At 62.8% G+C, this 13,633-nt stretch carries 11 protein-coding genes and 1 tRNA gene; 10 read left to right on the top strand and 2 right to left on the bottom strand.

The window, feature by feature from the left end; all coding sequences use genetic code 11:
• Positions 1-226 precede the first annotated feature (226 nt).
• From PVZ80_RS22685 to PVZ80_RS22670, 4 genes are all read left to right on the top strand, one after another.
• Positions 227-303, top strand: a tRNA-Met gene (locus tag PVZ80_RS22685).
• 279 nt (positions 304-582) lie between these two features.
• The gene (mprF, locus tag PVZ80_RS22680; protein ID WP_009047343.1) at positions 583-3,231 is read left to right on the top strand and encodes a bifunctional lysylphosphatidylglycerol flippase/synthetase MprF; all 2,649 of its coding nucleotides are present in this window, start codon (positions 583-585) and stop codon (positions 3,229-3,231) included.
• Positions 3,231-4,526: a virulence factor family protein gene (locus PVZ80_RS22675; protein ID WP_273864583.1), complete on the top strand. Its 1,296-nt coding sequence runs from the start codon at positions 3,231-3,233 to the stop codon at positions 4,524-4,526. The genes mprF and PVZ80_RS22675 overlap by 1 nt, the downstream gene beginning before the upstream one ends.
• Before the next feature lie 497 nt (positions 4,527-5,023).
• Complete coding sequence (locus PVZ80_RS22670; protein ID WP_016702028.1) at positions 5,024-5,299, top strand: DUF3077 domain-containing protein; 276 nt, start codon at positions 5,024-5,026, stop codon at positions 5,297-5,299.
• A 199-nt stretch (positions 5,300-5,498) separates the two neighbouring features.
• Here the strand turns inward: PVZ80_RS22670 and PVZ80_RS22665 are convergent, their stop codons facing one another.
• Complete coding sequence (locus tag PVZ80_RS22665; RefSeq protein ID WP_371920935.1) at positions 5,499-7,340, bottom strand: potassium transporter Kup; 1,842 nt, start codon at positions 7,338-7,340, stop codon at positions 5,499-5,501.
• A 391-nt stretch (positions 7,341-7,731) separates the two neighbouring features.
• On the opposite strand from PVZ80_RS22665, the gene rimO reads away from it, so the two are divergent.
• The 6 genes from rimO to tsaA all read left to right on the top strand — a co-directional run bounded on the left by rimO (position 7,732) and on the right by tsaA (position 12,656).
• On the top strand, positions 7,732-9,069 hold the full coding sequence (gene rimO / locus PVZ80_RS22660) for a 30S ribosomal protein S12 methylthiotransferase RimO (protein ID WP_016702026.1): 1,338 nt from the start codon (positions 7,732-7,734) through the stop codon (positions 9,067-9,069).
• A 106-nt stretch (positions 9,070-9,175) separates the two neighbouring features.
• Positions 9,176-9,649, top strand: a complete 474-nt coding sequence (locus tag PVZ80_RS22655; protein WP_009047338.1) for a GNAT family N-acetyltransferase — start codon at positions 9,176-9,178, stop codon at positions 9,647-9,649.
• A gap of 82 nt (positions 9,650-9,731) precedes the next feature.
• A complete protein-coding gene (locus tag PVZ80_RS22650) occupies positions 9,732-10,442 on the top strand; it encodes an rRNA pseudouridine synthase (protein WP_009047337.1) in 711 nt (236 codons plus the stop codon).
• A 66-nt stretch (positions 10,443-10,508) separates the two neighbouring features.
• Entirely contained in the window at positions 10,509-10,970 is a 462-nt protein-coding gene (locus tag PVZ80_RS22645) for a DUF1456 family protein (protein WP_009047336.1), read from the top strand.
• A gap of 133 nt (positions 10,971-11,103) precedes the next feature.
• Positions 11,104-11,874, top strand: coding sequence for an SDR family oxidoreductase (locus PVZ80_RS22640; RefSeq protein WP_038630765.1), 771 nt, complete (start codon positions 11,104-11,106; stop codon positions 11,872-11,874).
• An 86-nt stretch (positions 11,875-11,960) separates the two neighbouring features.
• Positions 11,961-12,656 (top strand): tRNA (N6-threonylcarbamoyladenosine(37)-N6)-methyltransferase TrmO, encoded by a 696-nt coding sequence (gene tsaA / locus PVZ80_RS22635; RefSeq protein ID WP_273864654.1) that lies wholly within the window; start codon positions 11,961-11,963, stop codon positions 12,654-12,656.
• A 72-nt stretch (positions 12,657-12,728) separates the two neighbouring features.
• Here tsaA and fpr read toward each other — a convergent pair whose 3' ends face one another.
• On the bottom strand, positions 12,729-13,508 hold the full coding sequence (gene fpr / locus PVZ80_RS22630) for a ferredoxin-NADP reductase (protein WP_009047333.1): 780 nt from the start codon (positions 13,506-13,508) through the stop codon (positions 12,729-12,731).
• Positions 13,509-13,633 lie beyond the last annotated feature (125 nt).

The following is a 13,633-nucleotide window of genomic DNA, read 5'->3' as shown; positions in this document are numbered from 1 at the left end:
AAATCCGGCTCCCGCAACCAAACATCAAAAAAGGCTACTCGAAAGAGTGGCCTTTTTTGTGCGCGCCGCTTTTATCGCCATGCCTTGCGCGATGTCGCGCAAAAAACAAAACCCTTTGCACCACCGGGACTTAACCCGCCTTGCGAGTCATTCAACACTTATTTGACTCAATGGATCATTAACGGTTGACACTCCAGCATTCGTCTGTAGAATGCCGCCACACAGACGCGGGATGGAGCAGCCTGGTAGCTCGTCGGGCTCATAACCCGAAGGTCGTCGGTTCAAATCCGGCTCCCGCAACCAAACATCAAAAAAGGCTACTCGAAAGAGTGGCCTTTTTTGTATCTGTCGGAAAAATCTTTTCGCAACAATGACCTGGCAATCTCCCGTGAACCGTCAGTCACCTCCCCCACTCTTTCCAACCCGCTATGCTCATTGCCAGGCTGCCGCTTGAAAACGCTGGCCGTCCGGGCTCGCAGGGCCATGGTGAGACGCGTTAATATTTGAAACTATTTTTTCTGCAGGGATTGGTAACTTGGCTGGATACCCCCATCCTGTCGCGCACAATCCACGAGGTGATTGATGCGCGCCAACTCGTCTGACTCACAAGACACCGATACCGTTACAACGAACCAACCGGTTGCGGCCACCCGCTTGCGCTGGCTGGAACTGTTGAGCAAATATCGCCAGCCGATCGGCATGGTCGTGACCCTGCTGCTGTTCGGCATAGCCCTGATTGCCTGTCGCCACCTGCTCAGCGAGCTGGATCTGTATGCCCTGCATGACTCGATCCTCGACGTGCCTAAACCGGCCCTGCTCGGCGCACTGGCCGCGACCGTGGTCGGCTTCGTCATCCTGCTCGGCTACGAATGGTCCGCCAGCCGCTACGCCGGGGTGAACCTGCCGCCGCGCACCCTGGCCCTGGGGGGCTTCACCGCCTTTGCCATCGGCAACGCCATCGGCCTGTCGCTGCTCTCCGGTGGCTCGGTGCGTTACCGACTCTATGCCCGGCATGGCGTGGGCGCTGGCGACGTCGCCCATATGACGCTGTTCGCCAGCCTGTCCCTGGGTTGCGCCCTGCCACCGCTCGCGGCCCTGGCGACCCTGAGCAACCTGCCCGCCGCGTCCGCCGCCCTGCGCCTCTCCGAAGGCCTGCTGGCCAGCATTGCCGGCGCCGTATTGCTGCTCTGCGCGATCCTGGTCATCGGTATCTACCGGCGCCGCCTGCCCGAACAGCCATTGCCGGACAACCTGCTGGTCAAGGCCGGGCGCCGCACCCTGCGCCTGCCGGGACGCCGCCTGACGCTCCTGCAACTGCTGATCACCGCCCTCGACGTCGCCGCCGCAGCCACCGTGCTGTATCTGCTGCTGCCCGAAGCACCGCCCTTCGGCGCCTTCCTGCTGGTCTACCTGCTGGCCCTGGCGGCCGGCGTGCTCAGCCATGTACCCGGCGGCGTCGGGGTGTTCGAAGCGATTCTGCTGGCCGCCTTCGCCGACAAGCTCGGCGCGGCGCCACTGGCCGCCGCCCTGCTGCTGTACCGGTTGATCTACGTGATCCTGCCGATGCTGGTGGCCTGCGTCCTGCTGCTGATCAATGAAGCCCAGCGCCTGTTCCAGACCCGTCAATCGCTGCGGGCGGCCTCGGGCCTGGCGGCGCCGATCCTCGCGGTACTGGTGTTCCTGTCCGGCGTGGTGCTGCTGTTTTCCGGCGTGACTCCGGAAATCGACACCCGCCTGCAACACATCGGTTTTCTGATCCCGCACCGCCTGGTGGATGCCTCGCACTTCGGCGCCAGCCTGGTCGGAGTGCTTTGCCTGCTGCTGGCCCAGGGCCTGCGCCGGCGCCTGTCCGCGGCCTGGATCCTCACCACCATCCTGCTGCTGGTCGGCGCGGTGCTCTCGCTGCTCAAGGGCTTCGACTGGGAAGAAGCCAGCCTGATGACCCTGACCGCCAGCCTGCTGGCGATCTTCCGGCGCTCCTTCTACCGGCCGAGCCGCCTCACCGAACTGCCGTTCTCGCCGCTGTACCTGGTGGCCAGCGTCTGTGTGCTGGGTGCGTCGATCTGGCTGCTGCTGTTCGCCTACCAGGACGTGCCCTACAGCCATCAGCTGTGGTGGCAGTTCACCCTCGACGCCGATGCCCCGCGGGGCCTGCGTTCGCTGCTGGGGGCCGCGGTACTGCTGGTGGTGGTGTCCCTGACCTGGCTGCTGCGCACCGCGCGCCCGGTGATTCACCTGCCCAATGGCGAGGAACTGGACCGCGCGGCGAAGATCCTCATGGCCTCGTCCCAGCCCGATGGCGGCCTGTCCCTGACCGGCGACAAGGCCCTGCTGTTCCACCCCAACGACGATGCCTTCCTCATGTATGCCCGGCGCGGCCGCAGCCTGGTGGCGCTGTACGACCCGATTGGCCCGACCCAGCAACGGGCCGAGATGATCTGGCAGTTCCGCGACCTGTGCGACGTCCACCATGCGCGTCCGGTGTTCTACCAGGTGCGCGCGGAAAACCTGCCGTACTACATGGACATCGGCCTGACCGCGATCAAGCTTGGCGAAGAGGCCCGGGTCGACCTGAATCGCTTTGACCTCGAAGCCAAGGGCAAGGAGATGAAGGACCTGCGCTACACCTGGAACCGTGGCACCCGGGACGGCCTGTCGCTGGAAATCCATGAGGCCGGGCACGCGCCGATGGACGAACTGAAAGTCATTTCCGATGCCTGGCTGACCGGCAAGAATGTCCGCGAGAAAGGCTTCTCCCTCGGACGTTTCAGCGAGGACTACCTCAAGCATTTCCGTATCGCGATCATTCGTTTTGAAGGACGTCCGGTGGCCTTCGCCAACCTGCTCGAGACCTACAGCCATGACCTGGCCAGCCTCGACCTGATGCGCGCCCACCCGGAGGCTCCCAAGCTGACCATGGAGTTCATGATGGTCGGCCTGATCCAGCATTATAAAAACCATGGGTATGCCCGCTTCAGTCTGGGCATGGTGCCGTTGTCGGGCCTGCAACCCCGGCGTGGCGCGCCACTGACCCAGCGCCTTGGATCGATGGTTTTCCGTCGGGGTGAGCAGCTGTACAACTTCCAAGGGTTGCGCCGTTTCAAAGACAAATTCCAGCCTGACTGGGAACCTCGTTACATGGCCGTGCCCGCCGGACTGGATCCGCTGGTGGCACTGGCCGATACCGCCGCCCTGATTGCGGGCGGCCTGACTGGATTGGTGAAACGCTGATGATTCAACGCTCCTGGCGGTATGTACTGGCCACTCTGGTGGTGTTTGCCCTGATAGCGGGAGGCGGCTACTGGTACTGGAATCGTCCGGCGCCCCAACCGACCCTGGAACACCTGGCCCAGACCGATGGTTCGACCCTGACCCGCGTCACCCCGGCCGCCCAGGCCAAGGCCCGGGTCGCCGTGGCCGTCCTCGCCGACGAAGCCCTGACCGATACTCAACTCATGGCCCTGAGCCGCGGCGGCGCGGCGCAGATCGTCCAGGTGATCCTGCCCAAGGACGATTGCAAGCTGCAGGAACAAGCCCTGCAGAACGCCCTTGGCCAACTCAAGGGCCCGGCGACCCTGGTCAGCGGCATCGGCCCTGGCGCCGCCCTGGCCTGGCGCTGGATCGCCACCCAGAACGATGACAAGGCCCAGGCCGTGTCGGTGGGCTTCACCATCAACCCGGCTCCGGGTTGCACCGACCCACTGCCCAAGACCCTGGCCCACGGCCACTGGCTGGTGGCCTGGAACGACAACCCGGATGACGAAAGCGCCGGCTTCGTGCGTGACACCCCCAATGCCACCACCAGCATCAGCGACTACGACATTCACCTGCCCCAGGTACTGAACAACGAGTTGCGCAAGCTGCTGGTGGGCTCGGACAACGGCGGCCTGAACATCCCGGTGGTCGAAGTACCGGCCGGCCAGGCCAAGGACACCGTGACCCTGTTCCTCTCCGGCGACGGCGGCTGGCGCGACCTGGACCGCGACGTGGCCGGCGAGATGGCCAAGATCGGCTACCCGGTGGTCGGCATCGACACCCTGCGCTACTACTGGCAGCACAAGACCCCGGAACAGAGCGCCACCGACCTGACCGAACTGATGCAGCACTATCGGCAGAAATGGGGCACCAAGCGCTTCGTGCTGACCGGCTATTCGTTCGGCGCCGATGTCTTGCCGGCCATCTACAACCGACTGCCGGAAGCCGAGCAGCAGCGGGTCGACGCCATTATCCTGCTGGCCTTCGCCCGCACCGGCAGCTTCGAGATCGAAGTCGAAGGCTGGCTGGGCAACGCTGGCAAGGAAGCCGCCACCGGCCCGGAAATGGCCAAGCTGCCAGCGGCCAAGGTGGTGTGCATCTATGGCGAGGAAGAAGTCGACGAAAGCGGCTGCACCGACAAGACCGCCGTCGGCGAAGCCATGAAGCTACCGGGCGGCCACCACTTCGACGAGAACTACCCGGCCCTGGCCCAGCGCCTGGTCAACGTCATCGAGAAACGCCAGGGTAAGGACAAGGTCGCCGACGAGTGATCTGATTGCCGTTGTATCAAAAGCCCCTGCAGCCTGATGGTTGCAGGGGCTTTTTTACGCCTGCTGAAAACGCAAGGCCGACCCGTTGGAACCTCCCCGCCAGCACGCTGCCGGAACGCCTCAAGGTGCCAAACGAAGGTGAAACATCGCAATGCCGGATGACTCCCGCGGAGGTTGTAGGCAAACTCCGAACATTGCGTAAGGGGATGCGCTAGAGCACTTTGCTGCCTTGTTGGCCTTCGCTTCGACGGGATAGGCTCCAGACGTCGCTGACTATTCAGCGATCGGGCTTGGAAACCCGAAGAGTCTGGGCAACTAGCACCCCATAGTGATTGCAGGCGAATTTAGCGCCTGCAATCCATCAGTTATGGCGGCTGTGCGTGGGAGACCTTCGGGTCTGCCGGTTTCCTGGATTCCCGGTTTTCCAACCTGCGTACAGCTGCCACCCATTCGCTTGGAAACGAACGTGGCAGCTCCTCAAATTCAGGAGTTGGTCCATGAACAATGCAAATCCGCCCCAATCTTCAAACCTGACAACAGTCGGCTTAACCCCTTTCCTCTACTGCTCAGAACGCCCGCTGTTCCACGTCAGCGCCGGCGTCCCCATTGGCGACGCCCTGGCCCAAGCCTCCGACCTGCTGTTCCTGGCCAAGGCCTTTGCCGAGGACGCCGCCTACACCAAAGACACCGACCGCCACGCCTGGGCTGCGCATTACCTGACGGCCATGGGCAAGGCCGTGATTGATGACGTGGTGAAGGTGTTGAGATTATGACCAGCTCGCCCAAAGATCAGGCCTGACCGCAGTTCTTCTGTAGGAGCGAGCTCGCTCGCGAAAAACTCAAACACAGCGCATTTCTTCAATGCCTACGCATTATCGTTGGCCATCTTCGCGAGCAAGCTCGCTCCTACAAGGGCCACAAAAAAGCCCCCGTCACCACTGAGGTGACGGGGGCTTCTGCTGTCGCGCCAGCTTACATCTCGATCTGCGTACCCAGCTCGATCACCCGGTTCACCGGCAGCTTGAAGAAGCGCAGGTTGCCGTTGGCGTTCTTGAGCATGAAGGCGAACAGCGTCTCGCGCCAGCGCGCCATGCCGACGATCTTGGAGGTGATGACCGTCTCGCGGCTGAGGAAGTAGGTGGTGCGCATCGGGCTGAAGTCCAGTTCGTCCAGGTGGCACAGCTTCAGCGCTTCAGGCACGTCCGGCTCGTCGGTGAAACCGAAGTGCAGGATCACCCGGAAGAAGCCTTCGCCATAGGAGTCCACCTCGAAGCGCCGTTGCGTCGGCACCCGTGGGATGTCTTCATAGACCACGGTCAGCAACACCACTTGCTCGTGCAGCACCTGGTTATGCAGCAGGTTGTGCAACAGCGCATGGGGCACGGCGTCGGAGCGTGCAGTGAGGAACACCGCGGTGCCCTGGACCCGATGCGGCGGCTGCACACGGATGCTGTTGATAAAGATCGGCAGCGGCAACGCGCCCTCGCCGAGGCGCTCCATCAACAGTTCCTTGCCGCGCTTCCAGGTGGTCATCAGGGCGAACAGCACAATCCCCGCCACTACCGGGAAAGCACCGCCCTGGAAGATTTTCGGCACGTTGGCGGCGAAGAACAGCCCGTCCACCAGCAGGAAGCCCACCAGGATCGGCACCGTCAGCACCGGCGACCACTTCCACAGCAACAGCATCACCGCCGACACCAGGATGCTGGTAATCAGCATGGTCCCGGTCACCGCCACGCCGTAGGCCGAAGCCAGTGCGCCGGAAGACTCGAAGCCCAGCACCAGGAGGATCACACCGACCATCAGCGCCCAGTTCACCGCACCAATGTAGATCTGCCCCTGCTCCGCGCTGGAAGTGTGCTGGATGTACATGCGCGGGATATAACCCAGCTGGATCGCCTGGCGGGTCAGGGAGAACGCGCCGGAGATCACCGCCTGGGAGGCGATCACGGTGGCCAGTGTGGCCAGCACCACCAGCGGGATCAGGGCCCAGCTCGGTGCCAGCAGATAGAACGGGTTACGCGCCGCTTCCGGGTTCTCCAGGAGCAAGGCGCCCTGGCCGAAATAGTTGAGCACCAGCGCCGGCAGCACCAGGGCGAACCAGGCGCGGGCGATCGGCTTGCGACCGAAGTGGCCCATGTCGGCGTACAGCGCTTCGGCACCGGTCAATGCCAGCACCACGGCGCCCAGAATGGCCACGCCCATGCCCGGATGCACGATGAAGAACCGCACACCCCAGACCGGGTTCAGCGCCTGCAGCACTTCCGGATGCTGGGCGATGCCGTAGACCCCCAGCCCACCCAGGGTCACGAACCACAGGACCATCACCGGTCCGAACAGCTTGCCGATGCGATCGGTACCGTGCTTCTGGATCAGAAACAGCGCCACCAGCACGATCAGCGCCATCGGCACGACCCAGTGCTCGAGCCCGTCGAAGGCAATCTCCAGCCCCTCTACCGCCGACAATACGGAAATCGCCGGGGTGATCATGCTGTCGCCGTAGAACAAGGCCGCGCCGATCAGGCCCAGGATGACCAGAACCACCCGCAGCCTCGGATAGGGCGTCGACGCCCGCCGGGCCAGGGCGGTCAAGGCCATGATGCCGCCCTCGCCCTGGTTGTCGGCCCGCAGGATGAACAACACGTATTTGATCGAGACCACCCAGATCAGCGACCAGAAGATCAATGCAAGAATGCCGAACACACCGTCGTGGTTGACCGGAACCCCGTAATGCCCCGCGAATACCTCCTTCAAGGTATAAAGCGGGCTGGTCCCGATGTCGCCATAAACCACCCCGACCGCCGCCACCAGCATCCCCAGGGGCCTGGCCCTGGAATGCTCGCTGCCTACCGCCTGACTACTTGCCTGACCCATCCACCACTCCTACTACCCAGATCGGGGCTTCTTATAAAAGGCATGACATTCAAGACAACGCTAAGCTTGCAAGACTCTCGTGAATGCCCATGCAGCATGCACCCTTTTACTTACAGTTACAGACGTTCTGTTGACTATAAGAATTCACCCGGGCGCAACGGCGCGAAGCATAACGCAGCACTCGTCGTATTTCCCTGCATAAAGCTGGTCAAGTGCGCCAGCCGTCGCTAGAATTGCGCACTTTTTGATCAGAGGCGCCCCTAGCGCCCGTTCGTCGCCAGCGGTTTTATCCAGATCGCCGAGCGACCCGACACCTATACCGAGGTTAGACATGTCCACCCCTACCGCGCCAGCCAACCCCAAGGTCGGCTTCGTTTCCCTGGGTTGCCCGAAAGCGCTGGTCGATTCCGAGCGCATCCTCACGCAACTGCGTATGGAAGGTTATGACGTGGTGTCCACCTACCAGGACGCCGACGTCGTGGTGGTCAACACCTGCGGTTTCATCGACTCGGCCAAGGCCGAATCCCTGGAAGTGATCGGCGAAGCCATCAAGGAAAACGGCAAGGTCATCGTCACCGGCTGCATGGGCGTGGAAGAAGGCAATATCCGCGACGTGCACCCGAGCGTGCTGGCCGTGACCGGTCCGCAGCAGTACGAGCAAGTGGTCAGCGCGGTGCACGAAGTGGTGCCGCCGAAACAGGACCACAACCCGCTGATCGACCTGGTACCGCCACAAGGCATCAAGCTGACCCCGCGTCACTATGCGTACCTGAAGATTTCCGAAGGCTGCAACCACAGCTGCAGCTTCTGCATCATCCCGTCGATGCGCGGCAAGCTGGTCAGCCGCCCGGTCGGCGATGTGCTGGACGAGGCCCAGCGCCTGGTCAAATCCGGAGTCAAGGAACTGCTGGTGATTTCCCAGGACACCAGCGCCTACGGCGTCGACGTCAAGTACCGCACCGGTTTCTGGAACGGCGCGCCGGTGAAAACCCGCATGACCGAGCTGTGCGAAGCCCTCAGCACCCTGGGCGTCTGGGTCCGTCTGCACTACGTCTACCCGTACCCGCACGTCGACGAGCTGATCCCGCTGATGGCCGCCGGCAAGATCCTGCCGTACCTGGACATCCCGTTCCAGCACGCCAGCCCGAAAGTGCTCAAGGCCATGAAACGCCCGGCCTTCGAAGACAAGACCCTGGCCCGGATCAAGAACTGGCGCCAGATCTGCCCCGAGCTGATCATCCGCTCGACCTTCATCGTCGGCTTCCCCGGCGAAACCGAAGAAGACTTCCAGTACCTGCTCGACTGGCTGACCGAAGCCCAGCTCGACCGCGTCGGCTGCTTCCAGTACTCGCCGGTGGAAGGTGCGCCGGCCAACGACCTGGACCTGGAAGTGGTCCCGGACGAGGTCAAGCAGGACCGTTGGGAGCGCTTCATGGCGCACCAGCAGGAAATCAGCTCGGCGCGCCTGCAACAGCGCATCGGCAAGGAAATCGAAGTGCTGATCGATGAAGTCGACGAACAGGGCGCGGTGGGCCGCTGCTTCTTCGACGCCCCGGAAATCGACGGCAACGTGTTCATCGACGGTGCCGGCGACCTCAAGCCAGGCGACAAGGTCTGGTGCCGGGTGACCGACGCCGACGAATACGACCTGTGGGCCGAAGTCCTGTAAGGCGTAAAAAACCGCACAGCCCCGCTCTCTTCGTGAGATGCGGGGCTTTTTTACGTCTATCGTTTGCTCAGGACCACGGATGCGTCACCACACAGGAGCAGGCGGCATGCGCCATCATTCGGTCATCCATACCCCGAAACACAGCGACTACCCGGAACTGACCCGGGTCTGGGAAGCCTCGGTGCGCGCCACCCACGACTTCCTGCCGGACAGCTACATCGAACTGCTGAGAAACCTGGTGCTGAACCGCTATCTGGATGCGGTGATGCTGATCTGCACCCGGGACCAGCGCCAGCACATCACCGGCTTCGCCGGGGTCGCCGCCGGCAAGATCGAGATGCTTTTCATCGATCCCGACCATCGCGGCCAGGGCCTGGGCAAGCAATTGCTCAGGTACGCCATCGAACACCTGAACGCCGACGAGCTGGACGTCAACGAGCAGAACCCGCAAGCCCTGGGCTTCTACTTCAAGCAGGGCTTCGAGATCATCGGCCGCTCCGAGCACGACGGCATGGGCCAGCCCTACCCGCTGCTGCACATGCGTCTGAAACAGCCCCAGCAGCAGGCACTGCGCGGCTAAAAGCCACAGCGGGCAAATGGACCCGCGATTAACCGGCGCCGGGCAGGTACAATGCCTGCCCCCTTTTGTTACGGCCCCTGTCATGACTGACCCGATTCGTCTCTCCAAACGCCTCATCGAACTCGTCGGCTGCTCCCGCCGGGAGGCTGAGCTGTTCATCGAGGGCGGCTGGGTCACCGTGGATGGCGAGGTCATCGACGAGCCGCAGTTCAAGGTCGACACCCAGAAAGTCGAGCTCGACCCGCAGGCCAAGGCCACCGCACCGGAGCCGGTGACCCTGCTGCTGAACGTGCCGGCCGGCCAGGACGTCGACAGCGCCATGCAGTCGCTGGGCGCCGCCAGCCTGTCCGAGGAACACCGCTTCGGCAAACGGCCGCTCAAGGGCCACTTCCTGCGCCTGACCGCCAGCGCCGACCTGCAAGCCAACGCCAGCGGCCTGCTGGTGTTCACCCAGGACTGGAAGATCCTGCGCAAGCTGACCGCCGATGCGGCCAAGATCGAGCAGGAATACGTGGTCGAGGTGGAAGGCGAGATGGTCGCCCACGGCCTCAACCGCCTGAACCACGGCCTGACTTACAAGGGCCGGGAACTGCCGCCGGTCAAGGCCAGCTGGCAGAACGAAAACCGCCTGCGCTTCGCCATGAAGAACCCGCAACCGGGCGTGATCGCCCAGCTCTGCGAAGCGGTAGGCCTGAAGGTCGTCGCCATTCGCCGCATCCGTATCGGTGGGGTTTCCATCGGCAAGGTGCCGGTCGGGCAATGGCGCTACCTGTCTGCCAAAGAGAAATTCTAGGCCGACACCCATTCAGACGCCGCGCTTGCCTGCGGCGCTCAACGTGAACAGACCAGGACTGTAGACATGATTCATAACGATGTACTGCGCAGCGTGCGCTACATGCTCGACATCAGCGACAAGAAGGTCGTCGAGATCATCAAGCTCACCGGCTTTGAAGTGAGCCTGAACGACATCGTCGGCTACCTGAAAAAGGACGAGGAAGAAGGCTTCGTGCATTGCCCGGACGAGGTCATGGCGCACTTCCTCGACGGCCTGGTGATCTTCAAGCGTGGCAAGGACGAAAGCCGTCCGCCGCTGCCGATCGAACTGCCGGTGACCAACAACATCATCCTGAAGAAGCTGCGGGTCGCCTTCGAGCTGAAGGAAGACGACATGCACGCCATTCTCAAGGCCGCCGATTTCCCGGTGTCCAAGCCCGAGCTGAGCGCGCTGTTCCGCAAGTTCGGCCACACCAACTACCGCCCGTGCGGCGACCAGTTGCTGCGCAACTTCCTCAAGGGCCTGACCCTGCGCATTCGCGGCTGATTGCCCCTCGATTCGCGGTGGCCACCCTCGGCCACCGCCATGCATGACCCTTCATTCCTCCGCACAATAATGGCTCCGCTCATCGCGACTGACGACTAGGGTATGCACTGACCCTCAACCCTCAGGATTCGCCATGCATCCCTACTTTTCCCTGCAAGGCCGTACCGCCCTGGTGACCGGCGGCACCCGCGGCATCGGCAAGATGATCGCCAAGGCTTTTGTCGAGGCCGGCGCCACTGTCTATGTCTGCGCCCGCGATGCCGAGGCCTGCCAGCAGACCGCGACGGAGCTCGGGGCCCTGGGCAGCTGCCACGCCCTGTCCGCCAACCTGGCGAGCGAAGAAGGCATCCAGCAACTCGTCTCCCGCCTCGAAGCCCAGGTCGATCAACTGGATATCCTGGTGAACAACGCCGGCACCACCTGGGGGGCGCCGCTGGAAAGCTACCCGGTCAAGGGCTGGGAAAAGGTCATGCAATTGAACGTGACCTCGGTGTTCAGCTGCATCCAGCAATTCCTGCCGCTATTGCGCAAGGCGGGCTCCGCGGCCAATCCGGCGCGCATCATCAATATCGGCTCGGTGGCCGGGATCTCCTCCTTTGGCGAACAGGCGTACGCCTATGGCCCGAGCAAGGCGGCGCTGCACCAGCTGTCGCGGATCCTCGCCCGCGAACTGGTCAGCCAGCACATCAACGTCAACGTGATCGCCCCCGGGCGCTTTCCGAGCAAGATGACCCAGCATATCGGCAACGACGAGCAGGCCCTGGCCGAGGATACGGCGCTGATCCCGATGAAACGCTGGGGCCGCGAGGAGGAAATGGCTGCCCTGGCCATCAGCCTGGCGAGCACCGCCGGGGCCTATATGACCGGGAATATCATTCCGCTGGATGGTGGGTTCAGCCTCTGACTCCACCTGTAGCCGCAGCCTGCGGCAGCGGCTACAGGTCAACGCGGGTTATCATGGCGGCCCCTACCCCGTCTCGACCCCAGACCATGACCTACAGCGTTTCCCCCATCGGCTTCGTACGCTCCTGCTTCAAGGAAAAGTTCGCCATCCCGCGCCAGCCGCAACTGGCCCCGGCGGCCCGTGGCGTGCTGGAGCTGGTGGCGCCCTTCGACCAGGGCGACGCGGTGCAGGGCCTGGAACAGGTCAGCCACGTCTGGCTGCTGTTCCTGTTTCACCAGGCGCTGGAAGACAAACCGCGGCTCAAGGTCCGCCCGCCACGCCTGGGCGGCAACAAGTCCATGGGCGTATTCGCCACCCGCGCCACTCACCGCCCCAACGGCATCGGCCAGTCGGTGGTCAAGCTGGACAAAGTCGAGGCCAATCGCCTGTGGATCTCCGGCATCGACCTGCTGGACGGCACGCCGATTCTCGATATCAAGCCCTACGTGCCCTATGCCGACATCATCGACAGCGCGAGCAACAGCATCGCCAGCGCGGCGCCGGAGCTGATCCCGGTGCAATGGAGCGACAACGCCCTGCAACAGGCCCATACGCACGCTCAACGCCTGCAGGAGCCGCTGGTGGAGCTGATCGAACAATGCCTGGCCCAGGACCCGCGCCCGGCCTACCAGACACCCACTCCAGAGCGTGAATACGGCGCGCAATTCTGGGACCTGGACGTGCGCTGGCACTATCCGCAGCCGGGCCTGATCCAGGTCCTGGAAGTGGTTCCAGCGCGCTGACAGCCGGCCGGAAACGAAAAAGCCCGCGCTGCCTTCTCAGGCAACGCGGGCTTTTTCTGTGCTGCGAGTCGCTTACTTCTCGACGAAGGCGCGCTCGATCAGGTAGTCACCCGGCTCGCGCATGCGTGGCGAAACGGTCAGGCCGAAGCTGTTGAGTACTTCGCTGGTCTCCTCGAGCATGCTCGGGCTGCCACACAGCATGGCGCGGTCGTCCTGCGGGTTGATCGGCGGCAGACCGATGTCGCTGAACAGCTTGCCGCTGCGCATCAGGTCGGTCAGGCGGCCTTCGTTCTCGAACGGCTCGCGGGTCACGGTCGGGTAGTAGATCAGTTTTTCACGCAGCGCTTCGCCGAAGAATTCGTTCTGCGGCAGGTGCTCGGTGATGAACTCGCGGTAGGCGACTTCGTTGACGTAACGCACGCCGTGGCACAGGATCACTTTCTCGAAACGCTCGTAGGTTTCCGGATCCTGGATGACGCTCATGAACGGCGCCAGGCCGGTGCCGGTGCTGAGCAGGTACAGGTGTTTGCCAGGCTTCAAGTCGTCCAGTACCAGGGTACCGGTAGGCTTCTTGCTGATGATGATCTCATCGCCTTCCTTCAAATGCTGCAGCTGGGAAGTCAGCGGACCATCGGGAACCTTGATACTGAAGAACTCGAGATGCTCTTCCCAGTTCGGGCTAGCAATCGAGTAAGCGCGCATAAGCGGGCGGCCGTTGGGTTGTTGCAGGCCGATCATCACGAACTGACCGTTCTCGAAGCGCAGGCCCGGATCGCGGGTGCACTTGAAGCTGAACAGAGTGTCGTTCCAGTGGTGAACACTGAGGACACGCTCGTGGTTCATGTTGCTCATGTACGGGGGACTCCTGGAAAGTTGTCAGCGCACGCTCTGACAGGCGAGCCGAGCGCAATTGCACAGCATTCTAATGGCGGCGACAATATCTGTTAACTGGATTATTAAGATAAGGGTTATCGGTT

Source organism: Pseudomonas sp. B3G-3 (assembly GCF_028640915.1).
Lineage (GTDB): Bacteria > Pseudomonadota > Gammaproteobacteria > Pseudomonadales > Pseudomonadaceae > Aquipseudomonas > Aquipseudomonas chlororaphis_I.
The sequence above is the reverse complement of the archived record's forward strand: the minus strand, read 5'-3'. Positions and strand labels throughout refer to the sequence as shown.

Excerpts from the sequence above, each read along its gene's own strand:
- mprF (WP_009047343.1), top strand. The coding sequence starts at position 583 with ATGCGCGCCAACTCGTCTGACTCACAAGACACCGATACCGTTACAACG.
- PVZ80_RS22675 (WP_273864583.1), top strand. The coding sequence starts at position 3,231 with ATGATTCAACGCTCCTGGCGGTATGTACTGGCCACTCTGGTGGTGTTT.
- PVZ80_RS22670 (WP_016702028.1), top strand. The coding sequence starts at position 5,024 with ATGAACAATGCAAATCCGCCCCAATCTTCAAACCTGACAACAGTCGGC.
- PVZ80_RS22665 (WP_371920935.1), bottom strand. The coding sequence starts at position 7,340 with ATGCTGGTGGCGGCGGTCGGGGTGGTTTATGGCGACATCGGGACCAGC.
- rimO (WP_016702026.1), top strand. The coding sequence starts at position 7,732 with ATGTCCACCCCTACCGCGCCAGCCAACCCCAAGGTCGGCTTCGTTTCC.
- PVZ80_RS22655 (WP_009047338.1), top strand. The coding sequence starts at position 9,176 with ATGCGCCATCATTCGGTCATCCATACCCCGAAACACAGCGACTACCCG.
- PVZ80_RS22650 (WP_009047337.1), top strand. The coding sequence starts at position 9,732 with ATGACTGACCCGATTCGTCTCTCCAAACGCCTCATCGAACTCGTCGGC.
- PVZ80_RS22645 (WP_009047336.1), top strand. The coding sequence starts at position 10,509 with ATGATTCATAACGATGTACTGCGCAGCGTGCGCTACATGCTCGACATC.
- PVZ80_RS22640 (WP_038630765.1), top strand. The coding sequence starts at position 11,104 with ATGCATCCCTACTTTTCCCTGCAAGGCCGTACCGCCCTGGTGACCGGC.
- tsaA (WP_273864654.1), top strand. The coding sequence starts at position 11,961 with ATGACCTACAGCGTTTCCCCCATCGGCTTCGTACGCTCCTGCTTCAAG.
- fpr (WP_009047333.1), bottom strand. The coding sequence starts at position 13,508 with ATGAGCAACATGAACCACGAGCGTGTCCTCAGTGTTCACCACTGGAAC.